This window comes from Acidovorax sp. HMWF018 (genome assembly GCF_003061035.1).
Lineage (GTDB): Bacteria > Pseudomonadota > Gammaproteobacteria > Burkholderiales > Burkholderiaceae_C > Acidovorax > Acidovorax delafieldii.
In genome coordinates this window covers 1-2,213 of sequence record NZ_QAIM01000530.1, presented here as the reverse complement: position 1 = coordinate 2,213, position 2,213 = coordinate 1, and the positions used below count along the sequence as shown (strand labels likewise).

Here is a 2,213-nt window from a genome sequence, read left to right as displayed (position 1 = left end):
GAGTGTGGAGGGCCTCACGGCGCTGGGCGCCGATATGGGCTCGGCCGAGATGCTGACCCACGCGCGCCTGGCCAACACCCACAAGCCCCAGCTGCGCACGCACGACCGCTTTGGTCATCGCACGGATGTGGTGGAGTTCCACCCCAGCTACCACGCTTTGATGGGCGCCGCCCTGCGCCACGGCCTGCATGCCACGCCCTGGTCGCGCCAGGAAACGGGCCACGCGCATGTGGAGCGCGCGGCGGGCTTCATGCTGTTCACCGAGGCCGAGCCCTCAGTGCTGTGCCCCGTGTCGATGAGCTACGCCGTGACCCCGGCATTGCGAGGCAATTCAGCGGTATGGGCGGACTGGAGCAAGGGTTTGGCGAGCACGCAGTACGACCCGCGCCTGGCGCTGTTCTCGCAGAAATCCGCGCTCACCATGGGCATGGGCATGACCGAGAAGCAGGGCGGATCGGACGTGCGTGCCAACACCACACAGGCTGTCCACGACGGCGACGATGTCTGGGGCGCGCGCTATCGCATCACCGGCCACAAATGGTTTTTCTCGGCGCCCATGTGCGATGCGTTTCTGATCCTGGCGCAGGCGCCCGGCGGGCTCACCTGCTTCTTCCTGCCGCGCGTGCTGCCCGATGGTGGTGAAGGGGCGGTCAACACCATTCGCATCCAGCGCCTGAAAGACAAGCTGGGCAACCACGCCAATGCCAGCTCCGAGGTCGAGTTCATCGGCGCGATGGCCTGGCGCGTGGGCGAAGAGGGCCGGGGTGTGGCGCAGATCCTGGAGATGGGCACCATGACGCGGCTGGACTGCGCGCTGGGCACCAGCGGACTTATGCGGCAGGCGCTCAGCATTGCGCTGCACCACACGCGCCAGCGCTCGGCCTTTGGCAAAAAGCTCATCGAGCAGCCACTGATGCGCAATGTGCTGGCCGACCTCGCGCTCGAAAGTGAGGCAGCCACTGCGCTCTCCATCAGGCTTGCAAGCGCTTTTGATCGCAAAGAGAAAAGCGAGCACGAAGCCGTGATGGCCCGCCTGCTCACGCCCGTCGCCAAGTTCTGGGTGTGTAAGCGCGGCAGCGTGTTTGCGCAAGAGGCCATGGAATGCCTGGGCGGCAACGGCTATGTGGAGGAGGGCGGCGAGGGCGTGATGGCTCGCATCTACCGCGAGATGCCGCTCAACTCCATCTGGGAAGGCGCGGGCAACATCATGGCGCTGGATTTGATGCGCGCCGTGCGCCGCGCCGACACCGCTGCCGCGCTGGACGCCGAACTGGCACCCGCACGCGGCGCCCACCCGGCGCTGGACCGTCTGGCCGGCGCACTGCCCCTGCGTGTAGACGCCATGACCACCGAGGCCGAGGCCCGGCGACTCGCCCAGGATGTAGCGTTGGCAGTGCAGGCGGCCCTGTTGTTGCGCAGTGCGCCCGGCGCAGTGTTCCGAGCGTTTTGCGACTCGCGCCTCTCTGGTGACTGGGGCTACAGCTTTGGCACGCTGGGCGCGGGTGTCAACCTTGACGCCATCTTGGACCGCGCACTTCCGGCCTGAGCCATCCCACAGAATTTTGCGGAGAAACCCATGTCCCACCTCATCCTGCACCACTACCCCTCGTCCCCGTTTTCCGAAAAGATCCGTGCGGTGCTCGGCTTCAAGCAGCTGGCCTGGAAGTCCGTCATCATCCCCAGCGTCATGCCGAAGCCCGATGTGGTGGCGCTGACCGGCGGGTATCGCAAGACGCCGTTCTTGCAGATCGGCGCCGATATCTATTGCGACTCGGCCCTGATCTGCGATGTGCTGGAGCATGAGCATCCCGAACCCGTGCTGTATCCGCCGCACCTCAAAGGCGTGTCGCGCGTGTTTGCGCAGTGGGCCGACACCACGCTGTTCTGGGCTGCCATGGCCTACAACCTGCAGCCCAAGGGCGCCGCCGTGTTGTTTGCCAACCTGCCGCCGGCTGCCGCGCAAGTGTTTGGCGAAGACCGCCGCGAGATGAGCGCGGGCATGCAGCGCCTGCGACCGGCCGATGCCACGGCCGCCTACCGCTCGTACCTGCGGCGTATTGCGCACATGGCCGAGGAACACGACTTCCTGTTCGGCGCCGAGCCTTGCCTGGCCGACTTTGCGGCCTACCACCCGCTGTGGTTCACGCGCCAGTGTGTGCCCGTGATGGCCGACATCTTTGCCGCCACGCCCGCCGTGCTGGAGTGGATGGACC

2 protein-coding genes are annotated in these 2,213 nt (G+C 66.4%); both read left to right on the top strand.

Annotated elements, in window-relative coordinates; translation table 11 throughout:
- A partial coding sequence (locus tag DBR23_RS22490; RefSeq protein ID WP_233250676.1) for an acyl-CoA dehydrogenase family protein occupies window positions 1-1,546 on the top strand: 1,546 nt, incomplete at its 5' end.
- A gap of 30 nt (window positions 1,547-1,576) precedes the next feature.
- On the top strand, window positions 1,577-2,213 hold a 637-nt coding region (locus tag DBR23_RS22485; RefSeq protein ID WP_108499639.1), incomplete at its 3' end, for a glutathione S-transferase family protein.